Source organism: Bacillus sp. FAU20 (genome assembly GCF_056033865.1).
This window is the reverse complement of sequence record NZ_JBVYHY010000022.1, coordinates 1-19,890: the sequence shown is the minus strand read 5'-3', so window position 1 is coordinate 19,890 and position 19,890 is coordinate 1. Positions and strand designations below refer to the sequence as shown.

14 protein-coding genes and 1 pseudogene are annotated in these 19,890 nt (G+C 35.0%); 7 read left to right on the top strand and 8 right to left on the bottom strand.

Annotated features, from left to right (window positions below; translation table 11 throughout):
* Window positions 1-208 precede the first annotated feature (208 nt).
* Together AC0OM3_RS18460 and AC0OM3_RS18455 are read left to right on the top strand one after the other, a co-directional pair.
* Window positions 209-778, top strand: coding sequence for a TetR/AcrR family transcriptional regulator (locus AC0OM3_RS18460; protein WP_001077083.1), 570 nt, complete (start codon window positions 209-211; stop codon window positions 776-778).
* A gap of 146 nt (window positions 779-924) precedes the next feature.
* Window positions 925-1,629 carry an NADPH-dependent F420 reductase gene (locus AC0OM3_RS18455; protein WP_001020517.1) on the top strand — a complete coding sequence of 235 codons (705 nt, stop codon included), beginning with the start codon at window positions 925-927 and terminating at the stop codon, window positions 1,627-1,629.
* A gap of 225 nt (window positions 1,630-1,854) precedes the next feature.
* Here AC0OM3_RS18455 and AC0OM3_RS18450 read toward each other — a convergent pair.
* Window positions 1,855-2,440 (bottom strand): annotated as a pseudogene (locus AC0OM3_RS18450) (TetR/AcrR family transcriptional regulator).
* Window positions 2,441-2,600: 160 nt separating this feature from the next.
* Between AC0OM3_RS18450 and AC0OM3_RS18445 the strand changes: the two are divergent.
* Complete coding sequence (locus tag AC0OM3_RS18445) at window positions 2,601-3,836, top strand: cytochrome P450 (protein WP_000859239.1); 1,236 nt, start codon at window positions 2,601-2,603, stop codon at window positions 3,834-3,836.
* 382 nt (window positions 3,837-4,218) lie between these two features.
* On the opposite strand, the gene AC0OM3_RS18440 is transcribed toward AC0OM3_RS18445, so the two are convergent.
* The gene (locus tag AC0OM3_RS18440) at window positions 4,219-5,160 is read right to left on the bottom strand and encodes an alpha/beta hydrolase (RefSeq protein ID WP_000797648.1); all 942 of its coding nucleotides are present in this window, start codon (window positions 5,158-5,160) and stop codon (window positions 4,219-4,221) included.
* Between the two features lie 679 nt (window positions 5,161-5,839).
* Here AC0OM3_RS18440 and AC0OM3_RS18435 point away from each other — a divergent pair.
* From AC0OM3_RS18435 to AC0OM3_RS18420, 4 genes are all read left to right on the top strand, one after another.
* Window positions 5,840-7,075 carry a cytochrome P450 gene (locus AC0OM3_RS18435; protein WP_000856900.1) on the top strand — a complete coding sequence of 412 codons (1,236 nt, stop codon included), beginning with the start codon at window positions 5,840-5,842 and terminating at the stop codon, window positions 7,073-7,075.
* A gap of 261 nt (window positions 7,076-7,336) precedes the next feature.
* Complete coding sequence (locus tag AC0OM3_RS18430) at window positions 7,337-7,873, top strand: TetR/AcrR family transcriptional regulator (protein ID WP_000064555.1); 537 nt, start codon at window positions 7,337-7,339, stop codon at window positions 7,871-7,873.
* A gap of 233 nt (window positions 7,874-8,106) precedes the next feature.
* A complete protein-coding gene (locus AC0OM3_RS18425) occupies window positions 8,107-9,129 on the top strand; it encodes a 2,3-butanediol dehydrogenase (RefSeq protein ID WP_000642462.1) in 1,023 nt (340 codons plus the stop codon).
* 502 nt (window positions 9,130-9,631) lie between these two features.
* Entirely contained in the window at window positions 9,632-10,999 is a 1,368-nt protein-coding gene (locus tag AC0OM3_RS18420; RefSeq protein ID WP_151521623.1) for a lytic polysaccharide monooxygenase, read from the top strand.
* Window positions 11,000-11,224: 225 nt separating this feature from the next.
* Here AC0OM3_RS18420 and gyrA read toward each other — a convergent pair whose 3' ends face one another.
* The 6 genes from gyrA to dnaA all read right to left on the bottom strand — a co-directional run bounded on the left by gyrA (window position 11,225) and on the right by dnaA (window position 19,890).
* A complete protein-coding gene (gene gyrA, locus AC0OM3_RS18415; RefSeq protein ID WP_001282864.1) occupies window positions 11,225-13,696 on the bottom strand; it encodes a DNA gyrase subunit A in 2,472 nt (823 codons plus the stop codon).
* An 88-nt stretch (window positions 13,697-13,784) separates the two neighbouring features.
* Complete coding sequence (gyrB, locus tag AC0OM3_RS18410; protein ID WP_474212620.1) at window positions 13,785-15,707, bottom strand: DNA topoisomerase (ATP-hydrolyzing) subunit B; 1,923 nt, start codon at window positions 15,705-15,707, stop codon at window positions 13,785-13,787.
* A 38-nt stretch (window positions 15,708-15,745) separates the two neighbouring features.
* A complete protein-coding gene (recF, locus tag AC0OM3_RS18405) occupies window positions 15,746-16,873 on the bottom strand; it encodes a DNA replication/repair protein RecF (protein WP_000470745.1) in 1,128 nt (375 codons plus the stop codon).
* Between the two features lie 12 nt (window positions 16,874-16,885).
* Entirely contained in the window at window positions 16,886-17,098 is a 213-nt protein-coding gene (gene yaaA, locus AC0OM3_RS18400; protein WP_000821364.1) for a S4 domain-containing protein YaaA, read from the bottom strand.
* A gap of 127 nt (window positions 17,099-17,225) precedes the next feature.
* Window positions 17,226-18,371: a DNA polymerase III subunit beta gene (gene dnaN / locus AC0OM3_RS18395; protein ID WP_106081718.1), complete on the bottom strand. Its 1,146-nt coding sequence runs from the start codon at window positions 18,369-18,371 to the stop codon at window positions 17,226-17,228.
* A gap of 178 nt (window positions 18,372-18,549) precedes the next feature.
* The gene (gene dnaA / locus AC0OM3_RS18390) at window positions 18,550-19,890 is read right to left on the bottom strand and encodes a chromosomal replication initiator protein DnaA (protein ID WP_000428017.1); all 1,341 of its coding nucleotides are present in this window, start codon (window positions 19,888-19,890) and stop codon (window positions 18,550-18,552) included.

Below are 19,890 nucleotides of genomic sequence, written 5' to 3'. Positions count from 1 at the left end.
ATCAGTATTCGGTGAAGTATTTCTCCTTTGCACAGGAAGTGAGCGTTCTCTCTTCGATATACTAGCCTAATAATCTGTTTTATATGAAGGCACAATGTATGATAAAAAATCTTCATACATTGTGGTAAAAAGATATTGATGGTACGATAGAACTGCCTCATTAAAGGCGAAGTTTTATCATTTTTATAGATAGGTCAGGTGTTTATAGATGAACCAAACCCGTAAATCGGCTCGTCAGAAAATTTTGGACGTGGCTTCTGAGTTATTTTATAACGAAGGCATCCGCGCCGTAGGTGTTGATAAAATTGTGGAAGTATCCGGAGTGAGCAAAGGTACGTTATATCGTCATTTTCCTTCAAAAGATGATCTAATTATCGCTTACCTAGAAGAAAAGAGTGAAAGTTTGTGGGTTCAGTTTAATGATGCCGTCTCTGCCTACGAGGGATCGCCACGTATGCAAATATTTGCTTTAGTGGAAAGTATTAATGCCTTGTTGACCGAGCCTGGAATTCGTGGTTGTGTTTTTTTGAATGCCCATGCCGAATTTTCAAATCAGAATCCTATCCAACATCTCGTTCAAAAGCATACCGAGGCGTTAAGAAATCTCCTACAGCGGCTCACAAAAGAAGCCGGGGCTTCAGATGATACATTGGCTGACCAGCTTCTGCTTGTCATTAATGGCGCATTTTCCACAGCACCGATTGTAGGAGCGGATATTTCAGGAGAACAATTAAAAAAAGTGTCGGCTTGCTTAATCGATCTGCACCTTAACCAATAGTTGTGTAGCGGCTGTACGTCTTCATTTCTTTCTTGACATTGGAAAATCTATTCTATAACATGAAAACGAAACAGAACTGTTCTGTTTCGTTTTATTTTATTTTGAATAGTGTTTCTATATTATATTTGAATTGGAGGAATACGGGTATGAATATTGGAATTATTGGCGCTGGCCTTGTCGGGTCAACTTTGGCCAAACAGCTTGTTGCTTTGGGGCATCAGGTTAACATCTCAAATTCACGTGGACCAGACACATTAGTAGAGGTCGTAACTCTCACCGGAGCGAAACCGGTGACTAATGAAGAAGCAGTTCGTGGAGCCGATCTTATTATTCTTTCAATCCCTTTCGGCAAAATTGCGTCACTCCCTCGCGGATTGTTCGATCTTCGGCAAGCTAAGGCTGCTATCATCGATACTAACAACTATACTGTACACCGGGATGGTAGAATTGAACAACTCCTGGATGGCAGCATAAAAACGGAAAGCCGTTGGGTGGAGCAGCAAATCGGCGCCCCAGTCGTCAGAGCGTTCAGCAACATCGTGTCTCAGCGTATTGTTGATTTGGCGAAACCGGAAGGCGCTGAGGACCGGATTGCGCTACCGGTTTTTGCAGACGATCCTGCATCCAAAGTGATTGTGATGAAGCTTGTCAACTCACTCGGCTTTGATCCTGTCGATGGCGGTTCCATTGATGATTCATGGCGTGTTCAGCTTGGAACGCCTGCTTCTGGAACGCCTGATTTTATCGAGGAGGACTTGAATGCTGTGGCGTTGAAGAAGGCACTTTCAGAAGCTACCGTTGAGCAAAATAACAATTACCGCAACTCGGCTCTTGAAAGCCTACAATCATAACAAGGAATTTATATTCCCATGAAAAGCCCTTCACCCGCCTAGGAGGGCAATGAAAAGTCCCATAAAGATTATAAGCGAGTTCATGAGCGAAATTCGTTCATGGACTCGCTTTTTTGATACCGTTGATGTCCGTTTCGGTCCGATGCTTTTTAGTTTAGCTGCTTTAATACCAAACAGACTTAAATATAAGAAATAGGGCAAGAAAGCATAGAGCTTGAATGAAATTTATGGTTGTAAAGACTTCAATGCCAACTTCATATAAGTAGCCATTCTCTGCTCTAAAGAGTATACTCCCTCTAAAATACACCAATCTAATATAAGCCCTCTAGCGAATGTAAAAAGATACGTTGTTATTTCTTCTACACTCATATCATTTGTTAATTCTTTTTCGAGTTGTCCTTTATAAACAAAACCTTTTAGAGCTTTGTAAATTAATGAAGGCTCATATATAAATGATCGTTTGTTTAAATCATTAAGAAGATTGATATGTAACTCTAATTTAGTTGTATATTCAGCTATGCATTGGAAGAAATTTAAAATAGTCGTTTGCACTGTTGTATGTTGATCAATATTTTCTAATTCAACATGTAGGTTTTCGTCAATTTGTTGGAATATTTTTTTGTAAATATCCTCTTTGGAAGAGAAATAATGATAAAAAGTTCCTACTGAGACATTTGCTTTTTTACAAATATCTTCAATTGTTATATTCTCAAATTTTTTTTTCTTTCGTTAAATTCAAAAACACATGAGATATATTGCTCTGTGTTAGTAGAGCTTGTTGTTTTCTTTTGGTCAGATTTTTTTTACACAAATTTTATTCCTCCTTGATTATATATTAACTGATATCTTAGATATGAAAAAGTGGGTTGAAAACATGGTTGATTGTTATATAATTTCAATTATACCGAATATCATTCGGTGAATTAAATTCTATGTAATGAAACTGATTTTTTGAGGGGAGATTTTTATATATGAAAACAACTTATGAATCAATTGTTATGATTCCTACAAATAAGCTAATAGAAAAAAAGGCCTTAGAAAATCCATATGAAACATTTGCATGGTATAAAGAAATGCGGGAAAAAGAACCTATTTGTTTTAATCCTCAGAATGATATGTGGAATGTTTTTTTGTATGATGATGTAAAAATAGTTTTAGAGGATAAAGAACATTTTTCTAGTATTATGCCCAAGAAGAAAAAGCCTCCATTTCCCAAAAGTATCCTTGAGATGAATCCACCAAAGCATACGCAAATTCGGTCTATTGTAAATCGGTCTTTCACTCCTAAAGTATTAGAGGCATGGGAACCGAGAATACAGAAAATCACAGAAGATATTCTTACTCAGTTATCCAATCGTGAAACTTTTGATATTGTAAGGGAGTTATTTTATCCTTTACCAGTTATAGTAATTGCTGAAATGTTAGGGGTTTCTGCTAAGGATATGGAAAAGTTTAAGAAATGGTCTGATATTATCGTAAGTTCACCGAGTCATGAAGATCCGGATTACTTAACAGAATTTTTTCATATACGTTTACAAGCAGAAAATGAATTAGGGGACTTTTTTGAAGAAATCCTACAAATCAAGCGAGGAAATTCAAAAGAAAATTCCAATGATATTATCTCTTTGTTAGTTCAAAGTGAAGCAGACAATAAAATTTCAGGCGAGGAAATAGTACCTTTTTGTAAACTACTATTAGTAGCGGGAAATGAAACAACAACGAATTTACTTGGGAACGCTTTATATTGTTTGATAGAAAACCCAGATGTTTATGAGCAATTACAACAGGATCTATCTCTTATTCCAAAAGTAATTGAGGAAGTATTACGTTATCGTTCACCAACTCAAAGAATTGTACGTAGAGTAAAAAAAGGAATGCAATTAAATGGCCAAACTTTAAAAGTAAATCAAATCGTCTCAGCTTGGATTGGATCAGCTAATCGTGACTCTCAGTATTTCAATGATGCTGATAGTTTCAACATACATCGTCCGCGAAACCCTCACCTTGGGTTTGGTTATGGAATCAACTTTTGCTTAGGTACTCGACTAGCTAGGTTAGAAGCTACAATTATATTGACAGAAATAATGAAAAAATATAAATCTTTTTCGTTTATTGACCATAATCTTCCCATTCCTATCTCCAATAGTCGTTCTATATATGGATTAAAAACTTTTCCGGTAAAAAGTGAAATTATCCATATAGAATAAATATTTTGGCCCTAGTGCAGATGCACTAGGGCCAATTATATATATAAATAAGATTCATCAAGCTAAGCTTTTTTTCTTCAAAGTTTCTTGTCTTTTTTACAAATATTAAGGCTTTAATTCAAATTTACATTTTAAAATAAAATTTTATCCTTATATAGTTACCTGAATTATCTTTTTGTTTTTAGGAACTTGTTATTTTTAGGTTGATACCCTATCGCTATCAACCTAAGAAAGGAAAATACCCCATAAAAAAATTAAAAGGATTGCCCCCTGTATAATACAGAGTTCAATCCTTATTAGCTGCTTAAATATGTGCCCAACTTTTTGGATCTAGTTCATTTGCGAGTGGTTCTTTTGTAAAGAGATTAAGTCTATACCTAAGCTACTTTCTTGCCAAACCAGTCTTAACTGCTCGTACATAATCATTCAAGGCGTGAATAGATATATCAGCATCTGGGTGGAACATTTCGAACCCATGATAAGCTCCAGGATATAAATGGAATTCAACATCAACACCAGCTTCCGCAAGTTTCGTTACATAGGTTAATGTTTCACTACGGAATGGATCTAATTGACCAACACATGTGTAGGTACGTGGCAGATTACGATAATCTTCTGCTCGAGCAGCGGCTGCATAAGCAGGAATGTGATCCGTTCCATATAATTCACCTAAATACATTTTCCAGCCAGCTTCATTTGATTTTTGATTCCAAACAAATCCTTCTTTAATTTCATTTGTAGAAGGTGTATTATTACGGTCATCAATCATTGGATAGAGCGGCATTTGGAAACAGATAGAAGGGTATTGTCGATCACGTGCTAATAACGTTAATGCTGCTGTTAGTCCCCCTCCAGCGCTCACTCCTGCAACACCAATTCGATTCGAATCAATATTTAATGCTTCTGCATTATCAGCAATCCATTTTAATGCTGCATAACAATCTTCAATTGGGGCTGGATAAGGATGTTCAGGAGCTAAACGGTAGTCTACAGAAACGACTACACAGCCAACTTCTTTTGCAAATTTCACACAAAGATCTTCATTATCATTTATAGAGCCTAAGATATAACCACCACCATGTATCCATAACAGGGCAGGTAAGGCTTCATTATTTGATTTTGGACGATAAATTTTTATTCGTACTTGATTCGCATCAGGTCCTTCAATAAATTCCTCTGTTAAAGAAAGAGATTCATCAACGACGGTAGCTGGGAAGACTCGTGCAGCTTCTTCTCTCATTGCTTGCAAACACTCTGGGCGTAAATCTTGATCTGGATACATTTCTAACCCTGGTAATAACTCTGGATTTACTCGATTTTTCATTTTAAAAACTCCTTTTTAATTTTTTATGATATGAAAGGTGAAATATTATTTTTAGAAATTTAATTGTAACGAAATCATCAAAATTAAATTGTAAGCTAGCTATGTTTAGCAATTTATCATAGGCATCAATGGAAAGCGATAAACAAAAATGTGTATATGTATCAAAATGAGACATTTATCTCAAAATGGTTCATTTCTCGATAAATTTGTTACGGTATAAAGTATATACAGTACCAAAGTCAGCATCTATGAATTAGTTATTTTATTGACTTTTTACATGTGCTTTGACCGTTACTCTCCCTTTCAGAGGGATAGAGAAATATCTAATGGGGAATGAACTACTTTGAAATGAATCGATGTGGGGTCTATATGTTGTATTGTAAACAAAAAAGCATGCCCTTCTTGCAGTATAAAGAAGGATCATGCTTTTTCTTTTAGTTTAGCTGATTTAACACCAAACAGACTTAAATATAAAAAATAGGGCAAGAAAGCATAGAGCTTGTTGTTTTCTCTTTGACAGATTTTTTTATACAACGTCAATTTCCCTTGGTTTATCTTAAAATCAAAAAATAGTTTGAATATTTCGGTTGTTGTTGTATAATCCTCATTACACCGAATGTTATTCGGTGAATTGTATTTGGTTTAATGGAAATTATTTTTTGAGGGGAGATTGTTATACATGAAAACACCTTATCAATCAATTGATATGATTCCTACAAATAAGCTGATAGGAAAACAGGCTTTAGAAGAACCGTATAAACCATTTGCATGGTACAAAGAGATGCGGGAAAAGGAGCCTATTTGTTTTAATCATCAGGCAGACATGTGGAATGTTTTTTTGTACGAAGACGTAAAAACTGTTTTAGAGGATAAAGAGTACTTTTCTAATATTATGCCTGAGAAGAAAAAATCACCATTTCCACAAAGTATCCTTGGGATGGATCCACCAAAGCATACACAAATACGGTCTATTGTAAATCGGTCTTTCACTCCTAAAGCATTAAGAGAATGGGAGCCTAGAATCCAGCAAATTACAAACGATTTACTCAACCAGTTATCCAATCGTAAAACTTTTGATGTTGTCCAAGAGTTATTCTATCCATTACCCGTTATAGTAATTGCTGAAATGTTAGGGGTTTCTGCTAAGGATATGGAAAGATTCAAGAAATGGTCTGATATTATCGTAAGTTCACCCAGTCATGAAGATCCGGACTATTTGACAGAATTTTTTCATACACGTTTACAAGCAGAAAATGAATTAGGGGACTTTTTTGAAGAGATGATCCAACTCAATCGAGGAAAAGCCAAAAAAGATTCAAATGACATTATTTCTTTATTAGTTCAAAGTGAAGCGGATATAAATATCTCGGGCGAGGAATTAGTAGCGTTTTGTAAACTGCTATTAGTAGCAGGAAATGAAACAACAACGAATTTACTTGGAAACGCACTATATTGTTTAATAGAACATCCAAATGTTTATGAGCAATTACAACAGGATATATCTCTTATTCCAAAAACAATTGAAGAAGTATTGCGGTATCGTTCACCAGTTCAAAGGGTTGTACGCAGAGTAAAAAAAGAGATTCAATTAAAAGGCCAAACTTTACAAGTAGATCAAATCGTTTCAGCATGGGTTGGATCGGCTAACCGTGACTCGCATCAATTTAAAGATGCTGATAGTTTCAATATATATCGTAGGCGTAATCCTCACCTTACATTCGGACATGGAATCCATTTTTGCTTAGGTGCTCCTCTAGCTAGATTAGAAGCTAAAATTGTATTAACGGAATTAATAAAAAGATATAAATCATTTTTGTTTATTGACCAGAATCTTCCCACTCCTATTTCAGATAGTAGTACCATATATGGATTAAGTTCTTTCCCTGTGAAAAGTGAACTACTTCATATAAAATAAGCATTTTGGCTCTGGTATAAGTGCCAGGGCCAATTTTATTCATAAATTAGAGCAATCAAGCTAAAATTTTAAATCATTTTATTTTTTAATGAATCCAAGTCTATAGTATCCATCTCAGCTTCATAAAAAGTATTATATTTAGGGGAAAGAATTCCATATTATTATGGATTTAGGCATACTAAAAGAAAAAAGGATCATGCAGTCAAAACCATTATAATATCAAGCATTACTTAGGAGTTAAATTGTAGGAGGATACTTGAATTGAGCAATTTTACACGTTTACGCACACAAAACATAATAAAAGATGCGTTCATGGAATTATTAAAAGAAAAAACATTTTCATCCATTACAATTAATCATATTTGTGAAAAAGCAATGATTCATAGAAGCACATTTTACCGTCATTACGAAGATAAATATGTGTTATTTAGTGATGTGTCAAATTCCATTGCAATAAATCTCTTTGAACAAACAAAGCAGGGTTTGGATTTAGAACGTACATTGTTTGAGGAAATAATCGAATACATAGATGTTAATCGTACATTGTTTTTTAATATTACCAGTAAAAATAATAGCCTTGAGTTATACGAAAAATTGATTCAGTTTGGTGCAGAAAATTTATATGAAAATTCAATGGAATATAATGATTCTCTTTCCAAACGAATCCAAAACTCTGAGTACCCAATGGTACTATGTGATTTCTACTGTAGTGGTTTTTTTGAGATTATAAAAAAATGGATAGGGAATGAATATCCATATTCAAAAGAAGAATTAATTAGGATTTCTAAGAATTTCTAAATAAATGAACCAATTCGAGATATATGTCTCACTTTGAGACATATATTATTTTTTGCTCATCGAATTCCTTCAAAACCTATGATAGATTAATGAACATAGCAAAGGAGGGAAGGAATGATGAGGAAGGTTAAAGAGCAAAAGAAATGTGCTTTCATGCTTTAAAAAATGTAATTAATCTAATGTTAAATGAAAATTCATATATAATATTGAAATGATTTAAGGGAGGGTATTTTATGAAAGCTGCAGTGTGGTATGGCGAAAGAGATATTCGTATTGAGGAAAGAGAAGTGAAAGAATTACAACCGAATGATGTGAAAGTTAAAGTAGCATGGGCTGGTATTTGTGGTTCTGATTTGCATGCATATTTGCATCCAGATTCAGTACCAATGAATACGAATATGGTAATCGGACATGAATTTTCTGGTGAAATTGTAGAGGTCGGTTCTAATGTTACGAAATTTAAAGAAGGTGACAGAGTATGTATCTATCCAATGATGCTTAAAGATCCTTCAAATGCTGAAACTGAACGTTTCATCACTATAGACGCGGTTGGTGCACATATTGACGGAGGGTTTGCAGAATACGCGATACTTCCACAAAAAACGATTTTTAAAATTCCAGATAATTTACCACTAGAAGTAGCAGCAATGGTTGAACCAGCAGCTGTATCTTTCCAATCAATTAAGGATTTAAATGTAAAAGAAGGCGATACAGTTGTTATCTATGGAGCGGGTCCAATTGGGTTATTTGCTGTATTAGGTGCAAAAGCTGCAGGTGCTTCTAATATTATTGTTGTCGATTTATTGGATAGTCGACTCGACAAAGCAACTGAAATGGGTGCGACACATGTCTTTAATGCTAAAGAAGTGAACCCTGTTGAAGAAATTCGTAAATTATTCCCAGATGGAGCAGATGTTACAGTTGAAGCTGCAGGTGTTGAGTCAACATTTAATCAAGCCATTCAATCAACTAAAGTTCGTGGCACAATGATGGTTATCAGTTTTCACACGGAAGATATCCAGTTTAATGGTCCTGCTTCATTAATTTTTAGTGGTGTAAAAATAATGGGGTCTGTGGGATATAGCAATGAAACTTACAATGAGGTCATTAAATTACTTGCTAATGGAGGATTACCAGCGCAATCAATTATTACAAGTAAAGTGGATATAGATAATATCGTTGAACAAGGCTTTGAAGCATTAATTCATGATAAGTCTCAAGCGAAAATTCTAGTTAAATTAAGTGGCGCACATTAATTATATTGTAGATAAATGAACTTGCGAAGCTATAACGAATAGTGAGACATGAAAAAACTCCATTGAAATTGCTACTAAGCATACAAATTCAATGGAGTTTTTTTCGTTGGAAGAAAAGACTTTATTACCTTGAAGAAATACAGAATGTACGCACGGTTTACTTATGAATAACTAAACATAACCACTTATATTAAGACAAGAGAAATGAATGTGTTGGTGAAAATGCAGACGGTTAAATATTACTTTTTTAACAGGTGATTTCAGTTTTAAATGTTATATATTAATAAAACATTCAATGTTTCTGCACAACTTCTGCACATATTACGATAATTTCTATGTAATGATATATTCATCAAGTGAAATATTTCACAAGAAACAAAATTTATTTTCAATGCGGTGTATGCATAACTAATACATACATCGGTACAAGTTTGTCTCTTGTTATTCTTTTACATCAAAGCCCACATTACACTACGAAGTATAACAAGAAGGGGACGTAAACATGAATAATCGATTTTTAAAACAACTACAAAACATGAAAATGAACAAAAAAAGTCTAGGAGTAGTTGTATTAACAGCTGGAATTATTGGCACGACAATTATTCCTCAAAATGCTTCTGCACATGGTTTTGTTGAAAAACCTGGTAGCCGATCTGCTTTATGTAGTGCAACTTATGGTGCACTAAATGGAAACTGCGGAAGTGTTATGTATGAACCACAGAGTTTAGAAGCTCCAAAAGGATTCCCACAAGGGGGCCCAGCTGATGGACAAATCGCGTCTGCAGGTGGGAAATTTGGTGGTATTTTAGATCAACAAACAGCAGGTCGTTGGTTTAAAAATACAATCACTGGTGGTGAAAATACATTTACTTGGAAGTATACAGCACCTCACTTAACGAGCAAATGGCATTACTATATTACCAAAAAAGGATGGAATCCAAATAAAGCGCTTACGAGAGCGGATTTTGAACCAATTGGAACTGTACAACATGATGGTTCTACGGCTTCAAATAATTTAACTCATAAAATCAATGTACCTACTGATCGTAGTGGCTATCATGTGATTTTAGCAGTATGGGATGTAGCTGATACAGCAAATGCATTCTATAATGTAATTGATGTTAATCTTATTAATGATGTGAAACCAGACATAGAAGCGCCAAGTATTCCAGATGGACTTCAGACACAAAAAGTAACAGCGAATAGTATAGAATTAACATGGAACGCTTCTACGGATAATATAGGGGTAAAAGGATATCAAATCTTCCGTAACGGAGAGATGATTGACACAGTACCAGGCACTCATTTTATTGATAAAAAATTACAAGCAAGTACAGAGTATTCTTATACTGTAAAAGCAATTGACGCAGCTGGGAATGTATCGAAAGAAAGCCAATCGCTTACAGTAAAAACAACTGTCGAGACTCCTGATACAGAAGCACCAACACAACCAAAAGGATTACATAGCATGGGAACAACAACGTCAAGTGTGGATCTAATGTGGAGTCCTTCTGACGATAATATTGGTGTAGACCATTATGATATTTATAGAGAAACAGAAGGATCAATGAAGAAGATTGCAACAGCCAATACGACTTCTTATATGGATAAAAATCTACTCGCTAATACTACTTATAAATATGTGGTGAAAGCTGTTGATGTAGCTGGAAATGAATCCGTACAAAGTGATGTATTTACAATTACTACAAAAACTGAAAACGATTCATATGAAGAGTGGAATGCAAAGAAAGCATATAAAAAAGGAGATAGAGTTCTACACGAGGGAAAAATATATGAAGCAGTCCAGAGTTATCAAGGAAATGGGGATCCAAATTGGATTTATGCCTTATCATTATGGAAAACAGTGTAAGTTTTATCTAGGTATGAACTAAGAGATGATGGGCTTTGATTTAGTTTTCAAAGTTCAACATCGCGTTTCAGCGACTTTTATAATATATCATAGTATATTATTTTCGTCAACAAGTTTTTTCGATAAGTTATATCTCTCATTTGCTGACTCTGCCTATTATATAGGCTTTCTTTTCCCTATGCAAGTATTATTATAAAAAAATAAAGAGAGGGAAAATCCCCTCTCTTATTCTTCTGAAGAAACCTCTTCACTCGTTTCTTCCTCTTCATCTTTTTGTGCTTTTGCTACCGTCGCTACCTCTTGGTCTTCCTCTAATCGAATTAGACGAACACCTTGTGTATTACGTCCCATTTGAGAGATTTGATCAACTGGCATACGAATAATAACGCCTGCCGCTGTAATTAACATAATATCTTCTTCACCTGTCACAGATTTAACAGCTACTAATTTACCGTTCTTATCTGTAATGTTACAAGTTTTCAGACCTTTACCACCGCGACTTTGCAGACGGTATTCATCAATCGGTGTACGCTTTCCGTAACCATTTTTCGTTACAATTAGAACATTTACATCCTCTTCGACAATTTCCATACCTACAACTTGGTCTTCATCGCCCAACGTAATAGCTTTAACACCTGCAGCATTACGTCCCATAGAACGAACATCTTGTTCATTGAAACGAATTAGCATACCGTTACTTGTCCCGACAATAATATCCTTATCACCCGATGTTAAACGTACAGATATTACCTCATCCTCTTCACGAAGAGAAATTGCAATTAAACCATTTGTACGTATATTTGCAAATGATGAAAGTGGCGTTCTCTTAGAAACCCCTTGTTTTGTCGTAAAGAATAAGAACTGATCGTCACCAAATTCACGAATCGGAATAATAGCGTTAATCCACTCACCCTTATCTACCCCTAATAGGTTAATAATTGGTAGTCCTTTTGCAGTACGACTATACTCTGGAATTTCATATCCTTTCGTACGGTATACTTTACCCTTGTTTGTAAAGAATAAAATATGATCATGAGTAGACGTTGTTAATAAATGTTCAACAAAGTCATCATCATTCGTACCCATCCCTTGCACACCACGTCCCCCACGGTTCTGTGTTTTGTACGTAGAAGCTGGTAACCTCTTAATATAACCGTTATGAGTTAACGTAATCGCAATGTTTTGTTCAGGAATTAAATCTTCATCTTCAATAAATTCCATACCGCCAATTGTAATTTCTGTTCGTCTCTTATCATTGAAACGTTCTTTTACTTCTGTTAATTCTTCACGAATAATCTCAAGAACTTTCTCTTCATCTGCTAAAATCGCTTTTAATTCAGCAATTAACTTCATTAAGTCTTGATATTCTTGCTCAATTTTTTCACGTTCTAATCCAGTTAAGCGTTGCAGACGCATATCTAAAATCGCTTGCGCTTGTTTTTCACTTAAACCGAAACGTTCCATTAAGCCTTGCTTTGCAATATCTGCCGTTTTTGAACTACGAATTAACGTAATTACTTCATCAAGATGATCTAAAGCAATTCGTAATCCTTCTAAAATATGAGCACGTGCTTCTGCTTTTTCTAATTCATAAGCAGTACGTCTACGAATTACTACCTTCTGATGCTCTAAATAATGATATAGATTTTGTTTTAAATTTAGTACTTGTGGCTCTCCATTTACAAGAGACAACATATTAATACCGAAACTCGTTTGAAGCGCTGTATGTTTGTATAGATTGTTTAATAGTACGTTTGCATTAGCATCACGACGTACTTCCATGACAATACGCATACCATTACGATCTGATTCATCACGTAAATCTGTAATACCTTCAATTTTCTTATCGCGAACTAATTCTGCGATTTTTTCAATTAATCGTGCCTTATTAACTTGATAAGGTAGTTCAGTTACGATAATAGATTGTTTACCGTTTGACTTCTCTTCAATTTCAACCTTAGCACGAAGCATAATGGAACCGCGACCTGTTTCATAAGCTCTTCGAATTCCACTTCTTCCTAAAATTAAACCTGCCGTCGGAAAGTCTGGACCGGGAATATATTCCATCAATTCCGCGATAGTAATATCAGGATTATGACTTAATGCCAGCACACCATCAATTACTTCGCCAAGCTGATGCGGCGGTATATTTGTTGCCATACCAACAGCAATACCTGTTGTACCGTTTACTAATAAATTAGGGAAACGCGCTGGTAATACTATCGGTTCTCTTTCGGAACCATCATAGTTATCTTGATAATCAATTGTATTTTTTGAAATATCACGTATTAATTCCATAGAAATCTTAGACATTCTTGCCTCTGTATAACGCATTGCCGCTGCTGAATCTCCATCTACAGAACCGAAGTTACCATGCCCATCTACAAGCATATAACGTTGACTAAAATCTTGCGCCATACGTACCATTGTTTCATAAACGGCTGAATCACCATGAGGGTGATACTTACCGATTACTTCACCGACAATACGTGCTGATTTCTTATACGCTTTATCAGCTGTAATTCCTAAATCATTCATCGCATATAAAACCCTGCGATGTACAGGTTTTAACCCATCACGAACATCTGGTAATGCACGAGATACGATAACACTCATTGCGTAATCTAAAAATGAGGTACGCATTTCATGACTAATATTAATTTCTCGAATTCGTGCTTGTTGTTGATTGTCTGACATCAACGAGCACCTCCTCTTACATTTCCGTTACACATACATTGATTTATATGTAGAAGACAGGAATACTTAGATTCCTGTCATTACTCATTTAAATATCAAGGTTCTTCACGTATTTTGCATTCTCTTGAATAAAGTTACGACGTGGTTCCACTTTATCACCCATTAAAATTTCAAACGTTTCGTCTGCTTCTATTGCATCTTGAAGAGAAACTTGAAGTAACGAACGTACTTCTGGATCCATTGTCGTCTCCCATAGCTGAGTTGGATTCATCTCTCCAAGACCTTTATAACGTTGAATTCCTGGTTTTGGCTGGGCCGGTAGCTCAGCTAATATTTTTTCAAGTTCGTTATCATTATAAGCATATTGAATTTTTTTACCTTGTTGTATTTTAAACAAAGGTGGTTGTGCGATATATATATATCCACACTCAATTATTTGACGCATATAACGATAGAAGAACGTTAATAATAGGGTACGAATATGCGCACCATCAACATCGGCATCGGTCATAATAATAACTTTATGATAGCGTGCTTTTTCAATATCGAAGTCTCCACCAATATTTGTACCAATCGCCGTAATAATTGTACGAACTTCATCATTTGATAAAATCTTATCTAAGCGTGCCTTTTCAACATTAATAATTTTACCCTTCAACGGTAAAATTGCTTGGAAATGACGATCGCGTCCTTGTTTTGCAGATCCACCGGCAGAGTCACCCTCTACGATGTAAATTTCACTAATTGCTGGATCTTTCGAAGAGCAATCAGCTAATTTACCAGGTAAACTTGAAACTTCTAACGCACTCTTTCGACGTGTCAATTCACGCGCTTTTTTCGCAGCTACACGTGCACGTGCAGCCATCGTACCTTTTTCTACAATTTTTCGCGCTACATTAGGATTCTCTAGTAAGAACTTTTCAAATGCCTCTGAGAATACAGACTCTGTAATCGTTCTTGCTTCACTATTCCCAAGTTTTGTCTTCGTTTGTCCTTCAAATTGTGGATTTGGATGCTTAATTGATACAATTGCTGTTAAACCTTCACGAACATCCTCACCAGTTAAATTACTGTCCGCATCTTTTAAAATGCTGTTTTTACGACCATAGTCGTTGATTACACGAGTTAAAGCTGTCTTAAAACCTACCTCATGTGTACCACCTTCATACGTATGGATGTTATTCGTAAATGAGTAAATATTATTTGTGTATCCCTCGTTATATTGAAGAGAAACCTCAACCTGAATACCATTTTTTGAACCCTCTACGTACACAGGCTCTTCATGAATTGGTTGTTTTGAGCGATTTAAATGCTCAACGTATGATTTAATTCCACCTTCGTAATGGAATTCTTTCTTTTGCTTATGTTCACGTTTATCTTCAATTGTTAATTTAATATTACGATTTAAAAACGCTAATTCACGCATACGAGTTGCTAGCGTATCAAAATCGTATACTGTTGTTTCTTGGAAAATTTCCGGATCTGGTTTAAACCGAGTTATTGTTCCTGTTTGATCTGTGTCACCAATGACTTTTAAATCCGCAACCGGAATACCTCTTTCGTATTTTTGGTAATGAATTTTACCTTCACGATGTACAAATACTTCTAGTTCTGTTGATAGAGCATTTACAACCGATGCCCCAACACCATGTAAACCACCGGAAACTTTATAACCGCCACCGCCAAATTTACCACCGGCGTGGAGAACAGTCATAATAACTTCTACAGCTGGACGTCCCATTTTTTCTTGTATACCAACTGGAATACCACGCCCATTATCCGTTACACGAATACTATTATCTTCTTCGATACTAACATTAATTTCATCACAATAACCTGCAAGTGCTTCATCAATACTATTATCTACGATTTCCCACACAAGATGGTGAAGCCCTTTTCCACTTGTAGATCCAATATACATACCAGGGCGTTTCCGAACTGCCTCTAGTCCTTCAAGCACCTGTATCTGACTTTCATCATATGCATTTTCTTGCATTTGCTTTTGTTCCATTGACACAAAGATCACCTACTTTTCCATTTAAACAGGGGTTATTCCCTATCTATTTCACAATCTACAGTGCCGTTCGTTACATGAATTGTTTTCGCTTCTTTTAATGTTTCGTGTTCAATTCCGTCGACACTCGTCGTTGTAACAAATGTTTGCACTTTTCCTTGAATTGTATTTAAAAGATGTGATTGACGATAATCATCTAATTCTGATAAAACATCATCCAACAAAAGGATTGGATATTCTTTAACCTCTGAATAAATCAATTCAATTTCAGCTAATTTTAGGGATAGTGCGGTCGTTCGTTGTTGTCCTTGCGAACCAAAGACTTGAACATTTTTACTATTAACGAAGAATTGTAAATCGTCACGATGAGGACCAATTAAAGTCGTACCACGGAAAATTTCACGTTGTTTCACAGATTGAAAACTTTCATAGTATACTTCTTTTATTTTCGACAAATCCATTGATTCTGATACATCTACACTTGGTTTATAGACAATTTCTAACTCTTCTAATCCACGGCTTATACCTCGATGAATTGGAGCTGCCCATTCCTGTAGCAAATGCAAAAATTCAAAACGTTTTTGCAGTATCTTCGCACCATGCTCAATTAGTTGAAGTGTAAATACATCCAACATCGTTTCCTCATTCTTACTATTCCCTTGCATTTTTTTCAACAAGTGATTTCGTTGCGTGAGCACCTTTTGATATTGACTTAATTCATACAAATATACAGGAGCTATTTGTCCTAATTCCATATCTAAAAAGCGTCTTCTTACTTGAGGGCTTCCTTTTACAAGATTTAAATCTTCTGGGGCAAACATGACAACGTTCATCACGCCAATATATTGACTTAACTTTTGTTGTTCAAGTTGATTTAATTTTGCCTTTTTACCTTTTTTCGAAATATTTAACTCCAAAGACAAAGAACTGTTTCTTTTTTGTAATTTCCCTTTTATTTGACCAAAATCTTCATCCCAGCGGATAAGTTCGCGATCATTAGAGGTTCTATGAGATTTCGCCATCGCTAAAACATAAATAGCTTCCATCAAATTTGTTTTCCCTTGTGCATTTTCGCCGATAATTACATTTACCTTATCTTCAAAGGAAAGCTCTAATTTTTCATAATTGCGATAGTTTTTTAATTGTATTTCTGAAATAAACAAAGGGCTCCCCCTTTATGCCTGAACTTGGAAAGTTCCGCTTCCTGGAATTTCAATAACATCATTCGCATATAGTTTGCGACCTCTTCTATTTTCAAGTTCGTTGTTCACGTACACTTCATATTCTTGTAAAAACCATTTTACAGCGCCACCTGTATCAATTACATCAGCTAACTTTAAAAATTGTCCTAGTGTAATATACTCTGTTGAAATTTTAATACGTTTCATAAAATCGCTCACTTTCTGAAAGTGTTCATTCTTTCATTGTACTAAATAAACTAGCATTAGGAAAGTAATACCCAAAAATCAAATAAGGGCCACTAGCATCTTTAAACTAGCAACCCTTATTCCTTACCTAGTAAGTACGAACCGGTAAAATTAATTGAATAATTGAATCATCATTTACTGTACGAATTAAGAACGGTCTCATCGCCCCAGTAAAGCTAACTTTAATCTCTGTACTATCCAAAGCTTTCAATGCATCCATCATATATTTTGCACTAAAAGATATTTTTAACTCTTCTCCATCTACTTTTTCACATTGTACTTCTTCGACAACTTTTCCGATTTCTGGTGAATTCGAAGAAATCTCTAGCATTTCTTGCTCTAAAGTTGATAATTTAACCACGTTATTGCGGCCATCTCTTGCTAATAGTGAAGCACGATCAATTGCTTGTAGGAATTCTTTTGTATTCACAAAAATATCCGTTTTACTCTCTGCCGGAATTAAACGTGTCGTATCAGGATAATTTCCTTCTAACAATCTTGAGAAGAATAATAAATGTTTTGTACGGAATAATACTTGATACTCCGTAATAACGATATCTACCATTTCTTCAGACTCATCTAAAATTTTACTTAATTCATTTAAGCTCTTACCTGGAATAACAACATTAGCTTGGAACTCATCTGCAATATTATGTCCTTCAATTTTTGCTTTTCGAAGTGCCAGTCTATGACTATCTGTTGCAATACAAGTTAACTCGCTGTTATATACCTTCCAGTTTACACCTGTCAAGATTGGTCTTGTTTCAGAAGTAGAAACTGCAAATACAGTTTGTCTGATCATATGCTTAAGTAAATCTGTTGGTATCTTAAATACATGATGTTCTTCAATCTGTGGCAATAACGGATATTCTGCAGAATCTAAACCATTTAAGTTAAACTCTGATTTTCCAGATTTTATTTTTGTCATAAAATGATTTTCCACAGAAATTTCGACAGTGTCTTTAGGTAGTTTTTTTACAATCTCACTAAAATATTTTGCTTGTAAAACAATGCTTCCTGATTGAGCTATTTCTACGATTTCTTTTCCATCTTCTTCGACTGGAATAAACGATTCAATAGAAATATCAGCATCGCTTCCTGTTAATGTAACCCCTTCTTCAGTAGCTACAACTTTAATTCCCGTAAGGATTGGGATTGTTGTACGAGAAGAAACTGCCTTCATTACATCTTGTACACCTCTTACAAGATAGTCTTTTTGTATTGTAAAATGCATAAAGAAAAACCTCCGGTAAGTATAAGATTTTATTTAATTAATAAAGATAAAAAATAGTAGTAATAGTAATAGGGCTTGTGGATATGTGGATAACCCCTCTAAAGGATGTAAAAACAGTCTATCTACATGTGGATAGACTGTGCGTAAAACAAGGTAAGTTATTCACACTATTCAGCTACTACTTTAAAATACCATTAATTTCTTCAACTTGCTTTTGTAATTGCGTATCGGTTTTTAGTAGTTTAGAGATTTTTTCATGGGCATGGATAACTGTTGTATGATCACGTCCACCAAATTCTTCACCTATTTTTGGTAAAGAGGAATCTGTAAGCTCGCGTGATAAATACATTGCAATTTGGCGAGGAAACGCAACTGATTTTGTACGTTTTTTCGCTTTAAAATCTTCTAATTTCACTTGATAAACGTCCCCGACAGCTTTTTGAATATCATAAATAGAGATAATTTTCGGCTTAGAATTTGGAATAATATCTTTAAGTGCTTCAGCTGCTAAATCAGCATTAATATCTTTATTAATTAAAGATGAATAAGCTACAACTCGGATAAGTGCACCTTCTAATTCACGAATATTTGAATCAATTTGATTTGCGATATAAAGCATAACTTCATTTGGTATATCAAGCCCTTCAGCTTTTGCTTTTTTGCGTAAAATCGCAATTCGTGTTTCTAAATCTGGCGGCGTAATATCTGTAATGAGTCCCCATTCAAAGCGGGAACGAAGACGATCTTCTAAAGTCGGGATTTCTTTTGGTGGTCGATCACTAGAAATTACAATTTGTTTACTTTCTTCGTGTAATGCATTAAATGTATGGAAAAACTCTTCTTGAGTTTGTTCTTTTCCAGCAAGAAATTGAATATCATCTATCAATAAAACATCTACGTTGCGATATTTATTACGAAAATCAACAGCTTTATTATCACGAATAGAGTTAATAAATTCATTTGTAAATTTTTCTGATGATAAATATACAACTTTTGCATTTGGATTATGTTCAATTACATAATGACCAATCGCGTGCATTAAATGCGTCTTTCCAAGTCCAACGCCCCCGTAAATAAAGAGTGGATTATACGCTTTAGCTGGCGCCTCAGCTACAGCTAATGAAGCTGCATGGGCAAAACGGTTACCAGAGCCAATAACAAATGTATCAAATGTATATTTTGGATTTAACATGCTCTGTGGTAAATGAGCTGAATCATCTTGTGCTGGATTCGGCTTAACTGGAGGAAGATCAATGTCCTCTTCAGCTTGACTTTGGGGAATAATAAAGCGAATTGCTAATTTTGCCCCTGTTAAATCGTATAGTGTTTCTGAAATTAGTTCAGAGTAATGAGATTCTAGCCAGTCACGAGCAAATTCATTTGGAGCTGTAATCGTTAATACGTCTTTCTTCAAGTTATGAGCCGTTGTGGATTTTAACCATGTCTCATAACTAGGCTTGCTTACCTTTTTTTCTAATTCTTTTAAGGCACTATTCCATAAATCAGAGATATTTTCCAA